This is a genomic window from Bacillus sp. FJAT-29790 (assembly GCF_019039215.1).
GTDB lineage: Bacteria > Bacillota > Bacilli > Bacillales > Cytobacillaceae > Cytobacillus.
Map to the genome: position 1 here is coordinate 33,311 of NZ_JAHNZZ010000002.1, position 7,270 is coordinate 40,580.

Consider the following 7,270-nt stretch of genomic DNA (forward strand, 5'->3'; position numbering starts at 1 on the left):
GCCGAAGCGGAAATCAACGGGCAAACTTTTAAAGTCAAAAACAACAAACTATGCGAAAAGAGCTTTTTTAAAATATTAAAAGTAATATTCGACAAAACCTGCTCATATTTCCCAGGAAAAGATTTGTTTTTACAGCGTTTTGTCGACAAATAAATTAGGCGGATATTTTTAGAAGGAATGTTAAGCCTTGATGGAGAAGTAGAAAGCGAAAAATATCATAGAGGAAGTGTAAACATGCATTTAAATGAATGGTTCGACAAAGGTTTAACACCTAATCAATATATAACTGGCATGAATGTAAATCAAAAAGAAATGACTCGAATTTTAGATCAATTCACGCTATTAGAAGAGGAAAAGCGGCGTTTAACGGCTATTAAAGAGAAGGGTCTTAGAGCAATTGTATTAACAGAAGACTGGTGTGGGGACGCGTTAGTAAATAACCCTGTCCTATTGAAAATTGCAGCAGAAATTGGCATGGAGGTTCGTTTTATATTAAGGGATTCAAACCTTGAATTAATGGATCAATATTTAACGAATGGAACATCACGGGCGATTCCAATTTTTGTTTTTATTGATCAAGATGGGGAGGAGAAGGCAGTTTGGGGACCAAGAGCAAAGAAGATCCAGGAAATCGTAGATTATGAACGCAGCCAGCTGCCTTCACAGGATGATTCTGATTTTAAAGATAAACAGACAGCTATGTATAAAAGGTTAGTGGCCTCCTATCAGGAGAATGAGACTCTTTGGCATGTAGTTGCAGAAAGTATAATAGAAAGCATTTCGCAGGAGAATTAGTAAACCTGAGAGGGAGTGTCTTTAATGGGTTGGAATCGCAATGAAATAACGGAGAAATTAGGCATTGATTATCCGATCTTCCAGGCACCGATGGCAGGAGGAATTACAACTGCAGAATTAATCAGCGAGACATCCAACTGCGGTGGGTTAGGCAATCTTGGAGCAGGTTACATGAAGCCGGATGAAATTAGGGAAATAACCAAAAAAATCAGATGTTTGACAGACAAATCATTCGGCGTGAATTTATTTGTACCAAATGAAAGTACCTTATATAAGCAGGAAGACTTTAAAACAATGGCAAGAGTTTTAGCTAAATATCAAAGTGAATTGGGGATAGAAGAAAGCTCTCCACATCCAGAGAAGAACTATAAAGTTCTCTATGAAAATCAATTAGAGGAAGTTCTAAGGGCTGGCGTATCAGTTTGCAGTTTTACATTCGGAATTCCAGATAAAGACGTGATTAGGGAGCTTAAGCAACAAGAGTGTATCATCATTGGAACCGCTACGAATGTGAATGAAGCGATGGAACTGGAAGAGAGCGGTGTTGACATGATTGTAGCACAGGGAAGTGAAGCAGGAGGGCATAGAGGGACTTATCATGATGAGGATAGCGGTTTAATTGGATCCATGGCTCTTATCCCTCAGGTTGTTGATGCTGTCAGCAAACCTGTCATCGCGGCAGGGGGAATAATGGATGCCAGAGGGATTGCCGCAGCCATGATTCTCGGAGCGGAAGGGGTTCAGTTAGGAACTGCTTTTTTAACGTGTAAAGAAAGTGGAGCCCATCCGATTTATAAGGAAGCATTATTAAATAGCACAGAGGAACAAACAGTTCTCACAAAATCGTTTTCAGGGAAACTTGCAAGGGGAATTAACAATCGGTTTATAAAAGAGATGAGCCCATTATCAAGTTCGATTCTGCCATTCCCTATTCAAAATGATTTAACAGGTTCAATTAGAAAGCAGGCTGCAAAGGTAAACCAACCTGACTTCATGTCTTTATGGGCGGGCCAAGGACTGCGCTTAGCGAACGAAACGACGGTATATGAGCTAATGAAACGGCTTATAGAAGAGACAGAAGAAATTTGTGGAAGCATTCGCATATAAAGCGAGAATTTCGCTAGTTAGGTTATGAATCCCATTAATCTTTTATAAAGGCTTATATATAGTGGGCTGTTGCTTCATGAATTTATTCCTGATTTATTTCTGGTTGCCATGCCTCCCTCATGGCGATCAATTTTCTCTTATCAAGCAGTTTTCGGTCCTCATGAACCCCTTATGAGGACCGCTTTTTTCTTTTCGAGTAGTTTTCGGTCCTCATGAACCCCTCATGAGGCCTGTTTTTTTCTTTTTGAGCAGTTTTTGGTCCTCATAAACCCCTCATGAGGCCTGTTTTTTTTCTTATTGAGCATTTTTCGGTCCTCATAAACCCCATATGAGGCCTGTTTTTTTCTTTTTGAGCAGTTTTTGGTCCTCATAAACCCCTCATGAGGCCTGTTTTTTTCTTTTTGAGCATTTTTCGGTCCTCATAAACCCCTCATGAGGCCTGTTTTTTCCTTTTTGAGTAGTTTTTGGTCCTCATAAACCCCTCATGAGGCCTGCTTTTTTCTTTTTGAGCATTTTTCGGTCCTCATAAACTCCTCATGAGGCCCGTTTTTTCCTTTTCGAATAGTTTGCGAAAATAGCATACATAAAAAAGCAGTGCCTATTTGGCACTGCTCAATATTATTTCTCAGTTAACGCTTTTGTAAGCCCCGGAACAATTTGTTTCTTACGTGAAACAACACCTTTTAGAACAGCGGAGTTATTTTCAAGGGTTACATTATAAGCTTCCTCAACAGCTTTTGTTTCATTTCCTAAAGCGATAACAACAGAATCGTTGTTTAAAATATCAGTGAGGACGAATACGAATAAATCTAATTCTTTTTTCGTAATCAACTCGGAGAGAACGGATTCCAGCTCGTCTTGGCGATTCAAGACGTCATTTAAGTCCACTGCGTTTACTTGAGCGATTTCTGTTTTGTAGTTGCCCATTTGGAATTCTTTTGCATCAAGGGTTATGAGCTCTTCGATCGTTTTATCACTAAGGTTAGCTCCTGCTTTCAGCATGGCTAATCCGTATTCTTCTGCATTTACTTCAGCGATTTCAGCAAGCTCACGAGCTGCAGCTACATCTTCATCCGTACATGTCGGGGATTTGAACAGCAGGGAATCAGAAATGATGGCAGATAGCATTAATCCAGCCGTTTCTTTGCTAATTTCCACTGCATTCTCTTTATATATTTTTTTCAGGATCGTCGCTGTGCAGCCAACAGGTTCGGCACGGTAGTATAGTGGATCGCTTGTTTCGAAATTCGCGATGCGGTGATGATCGATAACCTCGAGAATTCTCACATCACGGATATCGTCAGCACTTTGCTGAAACTCGTTATGATCTACTAAAATCACTTCGCTTGCTTCTTTTGAAACAGCCTCTACGAAACGAGGTGCTTCAACCTTAAAATAATCTAGCGCAAATTGTGTTTCTTCATTAACTTGTCCTAAACGAATGGGCTCCGCGTCTACACCTAATTTCACTTTCAATTCTGCGTATGCGAGCGCCGAACAAATTGAGTCTGTGTCGGGGTTTTTGTGTCCGAAAACAAATACTTTTGACATATTCCCTCTCCTTGATATTAGAGTTATGGCATGGTCAGCCTATTTGTAATTTTACCATACATACCATAGCAGGAAAAATCAACTTTTGCACTATCTAGAAATAATCTCGTAACTGGAGAATCTGAATTTGAAACGGAACTGCATAGCAGAAATCTAAGAAAACTTAACTGCTGTGGATGGAATGGATGTTCCAACATTTGGTTTTTCATTCAAGTTCGGTTTACATTCCTTTTTGGTGGAATCCGATCATCCTTGATCTTTTTATCATTAATTTTTGGCTCGATGTTATGAAAATAGTTACTAATATTTGAGCGATGGAGCAAGATTAATAGGAATAAAAAAAAGGAAAAAATGAGTTCATGCTCGCGGCCTGGTGTAAAGAAAGAGTATAAAAGCAATGTGAGGCCTACGGAAAGCGATCCAAAAAAAACATATTTCGATATATAGATAACAAAGATAAAAACAAGATATGCAGCTAAAAACATCCAAATATTTGATACGAGCAGAACGCCAGCAGTAGTAGCGATCGCTTTGCCGCCACGGAATCCAGCAAAAATAGGGAAGCAGTGGCCAACGACTGCGATCAGTCCTACATATAATGGTTCAATTTCTATTTCTAATAGAATAGGCAGTGAGGCAGCAAGCGCGCCTTTCCCAACATCGACAAGCAGCACAATAACAGCTGCCTTTTTCCCAAGGACCCTTAATGTATTGGTGGCTCCAGGATTGTTACTGCCATGTTCGCGGATATCAATATTGAACGCATATTTGCCGACAAGAAGTGCAGTAGGGATGGATCCTATTAAATAAGCAAATAGTAAAAGTAATGATGTCATCATATCCCCCTTTTTTATTCGTTCATATTAGTGAAGACATGCTTATGAACAGTAATTTCTAAGGATTTTCTGAGTGAATAATAAATTGTCGGTTGATATTATTTGCTAGATTGGGAGCATACGCTCAAGCATGTTATTATTAACAACATTTTACCATGTAAATGGTTATTTTCGAAACAAGAGATGGAGAAGAATAACAGTTGATTCATATAAAGGGAAAGTTGGCTTTCATTCTCTTTTGTTTATCACTATAATGAATATATCTATGAATTACAAAGGGGTGTGTTCATGAGTGCTTCTATTATTTTTTTAGTGATTGCCCTTACTTTGATAGCTGTTGTTCTTACCCTTATAGCCATAAGAAAAGGGGACCAAAATTATTCAAAAGCACATAAGAAGAATACTACAAATCTTACTTTAATATATGCTATTGCTATCTTTTTATCATTATTAGCTTTGGGTATATATATTTGGCTTAAATAATTGAAGGAGAAGAAGAAAAGGCGGATGCCTCAGATTTTTTAAAGGAATTTATCGAGTAAGCTCGATAAAAATCTGGGCGCAAATACGCCAAGGCGAATTTGATTTCAATCTTATGCATTACAATTTTTAGACGCTTGGAGAGTTTTCCTTCCCAGGCGTTTTTATATTTTAATTGAGGAGATAAATAGTAAAGCAAAAAATACTTTTGAAAAATATTTGTATTTTGTGTAGGGGTAAGGTGATAAACCTTCGTCTATTAGGGTGGAAGCTGTCAGAAAGGGGGAGAGAGCGATTAGCGACCAAATTATTATCCAAAAAATAATGAGCGGCAATGACCATGCGTTTCGTTTATTGGTCGAAAAATACCGCAATGATTTGTTCCGGACCATTTATGCTGTCTTAAGAGACCGGAAAGAAGCGGAAGATGCCGCACAGGAAGTGTTTATAAAGATCTATCACTCTCTCCCCCAATATGAGGGTCAAGGCTTTAAAACATGGATGACGAGGATTGCGGTTAATCACGCGATCGATGTGAAAAGAAAGCGAGATCGAAGGCAAGAAGAAGTGATGGAATCGGTGGAATACGACTTTCAAGGTCATGGAGAAAGCGTGGAAACCGAAATGATTGAAAAAGAAAGGCGCGTTCTTGTTCGAGAAAAGCTGCTAGAGCTGCCTGAAAACTATCGAAATGTTATTTATGATTTTTACATAGCTGAAAAAAGCTATCAGCAAATAGCCGAGGAACAAAAAGTTGGAGTCAAAACAATTGAGACAAAGCTTTACCGTGCACGTAACTGGATGAAAAAGCATTGGAAGGAGGACGATTTTTCATGAAGCATTATTCTGAGCAAGAGTGGTTAGCGTATGTAAAAAATGAGTTGGATGAGGATGCCCGAGTGTTATATGAAAATCATCTTTATAGCTGTGACCAATGTTTGGAAATCTATTTTCAGGCGGTGGCGGAGGAGGAAACCGAGTTACCTGTTATTTCAAATGAAGCTGACTTTACCGATCTTGTTATGGCTCAAATCTCAGAAAGTAAAGTTTCCAAAATTCGTAGCTCTAAATCAATTGGGGAAATGAGGAAACCATTCTGTCAATCAGCCGTCTTCCATTATTCTATCGCAGCTGCGATGACCATTCTCTTAATGATGACGGGTGTATTCCAATCGATTACGAAATATGCTGAAAACGTTCAGAGTCCAGAATTCCAGGAGAAAGAAACACCTTTGTCATTAGGCATAGTTGATAAAACCTTTGCCTGGATGGATTCTTTAGAAAAAATGAAGGAGGCGGAAAAATAATGAAGAATCCAATTATCGCATTTCTGTTAGCATTTTTCCCTGGTGGAGGATTGCTTTATTTAGGGAAAGTATTTCGAGGATTTGTTTATATGCTAGCGGAATTTCTACTCATTTCTATTTTCTTTATGATTATTAATGGTTATTACGGGAATATTGCAGGGTTTATTGTTCTATTAGGAATTTTCCTATACATTGTCAATTTAGTTGATACAGGTATCACTGCCTCTAGGCTTTTTCAGAACAAACAGGAGCTACCAGCATCAAATACGGTTCCAGCTAATGATATGGAATACGAACGGTTCCGCACAATCCTGCTGTCTTTTATTCCAGGAGTAGGGCATTTTCAATTAGGTCTAATGAATCGTGGCATGACGCTACTGACTGCATTTCTCGGTTTAGGGGTGATGGTATTTTTTGTAGCCGTTTTAACACACCGAAGCGAGTTCTTAGTATTCTTGGCTATTTTACCGGTCATATGGGTCTACGGTTTTTTCGATGCCATCCAGCAGTTGAATCGAAAACAAAAAGGGGAAGAGCTTGTTGATCGGACGATTTTAGAGGATTTTGAAACGCGAAGAGAGGATGGGAAGAAAAGCAAAGCTATAGCCACATTTCTATCTATCTTCCCTGGGGCAGGTCACTTATATCTTGGGTTTCAGCGCCGGGGCATCCAGTTGATGGCGGCTTTTCTATTTTCGATCTACATACTAGATGTTCTCCGGTTAGGGATTTTCCTATTTTTAATTCCGATCATTTGGTTTTACAGCTTTTTCGACGGATTACAAAGAGCATCTAAATACGGTGACGAGGCGATGGAAGATACACCGATTATTTCTTATTTAATCAATCAGCAGAAATGGATCGGCATTGGGCTTGTATTGCTTGGGCTATATTATTTGACGACAAATATTCTGCTTCCAGTCATTTCTCCGATGCTCGTTGATATGATTAACTTTGACTTAAGGTATTGGTTCGATCGCTACTTCCAAACAGCCATTGTATGTATCTTGCTAATCGGCGGGGGCTTTAAACTGCTTCTAGGCAATAAGGCAAAGAAAATAGAGGAATAGAGAAACAGTAAAAAATAGATTTGCAAATATAATAAACTCTTTTCAGAAATAATTAAATGCTGTTTTCGTAAAGTTTGTTGCTTTTATAATGCGATTTTTATTTAATAATCTGAGTTGATTGGAG

At 38.7% G+C, this 7,270-nt stretch carries 8 protein-coding genes; 6 read left to right on the forward strand and 2 right to left on the reverse strand.

Annotated features, from left to right (window positions below; genetic code table 11):
- Window positions 1-234 precede the first annotated feature (234 nt).
- The gene (locus tag BGM26_RS15230; RefSeq protein WP_217040830.1) at window positions 235-795 is read left to right on the forward strand and encodes a thioredoxin family protein; all 561 of its coding nucleotides are present in this window, start codon (window positions 235-237) and stop codon (window positions 793-795) included.
- A gap of 24 nt (window positions 796-819) precedes the next feature.
- A complete protein-coding gene (locus BGM26_RS15235) occupies window positions 820-1,902 on the forward strand; it encodes an NAD(P)H-dependent flavin oxidoreductase (RefSeq protein WP_217040831.1) in 1,083 nt (360 codons plus the stop codon).
- Window positions 1,903-2,520: 618 nt separating this feature from the next.
- Here BGM26_RS15235 and BGM26_RS15240 read toward each other — a convergent pair.
- Complete coding sequence (locus BGM26_RS15240) at window positions 2,521-3,453, reverse strand: manganese-dependent inorganic pyrophosphatase (RefSeq protein WP_217040832.1); 933 nt, start codon at window positions 3,451-3,453, stop codon at window positions 2,521-2,523.
- 209 nt (window positions 3,454-3,662) lie between these two features.
- Window positions 3,663-4,289 (reverse strand): glycerol-3-phosphate 1-O-acyltransferase PlsY, encoded by a 627-nt coding sequence (plsY, locus tag BGM26_RS15245; RefSeq protein ID WP_217040833.1) that lies wholly within the window; start codon window positions 4,287-4,289, stop codon window positions 3,663-3,665.
- A gap of 288 nt (window positions 4,290-4,577) precedes the next feature.
- Here plsY and BGM26_RS15250 point away from each other — a divergent pair, with 288 nt between their 5' ends.
- The 4 genes from BGM26_RS15250 (at window position 4,578) to BGM26_RS15265 (ending at window position 7,146) form a co-directional block, all read left to right on the forward strand.
- Window positions 4,578-4,772 (forward strand): hypothetical protein, encoded by a 195-nt coding sequence (locus BGM26_RS15250; protein WP_217040834.1) that lies wholly within the window; start codon window positions 4,578-4,580, stop codon window positions 4,770-4,772.
- A gap of 261 nt (window positions 4,773-5,033) precedes the next feature.
- Complete coding sequence (locus BGM26_RS15255; RefSeq protein WP_367949341.1) at window positions 5,034-5,606, forward strand: RNA polymerase sigma factor; 573 nt, start codon at window positions 5,034-5,036, stop codon at window positions 5,604-5,606.
- Entirely contained in the window at window positions 5,603-6,076 is a 474-nt protein-coding gene (locus BGM26_RS15260) for an anti-sigma factor family protein (RefSeq protein WP_217040835.1), read from the forward strand. Before BGM26_RS15255 ends, BGM26_RS15260 begins: the two co-directional genes overlap by 4 nt.
- Complete coding sequence (locus BGM26_RS15265) at window positions 6,073-7,146, forward strand: hypothetical protein (protein WP_217041192.1); 1,074 nt, start codon at window positions 6,073-6,075, stop codon at window positions 7,144-7,146. Before BGM26_RS15260 ends, BGM26_RS15265 begins: the two co-directional genes overlap by 4 nt.
- Window positions 7,147-7,270: the final 124 nt, after the last annotated feature.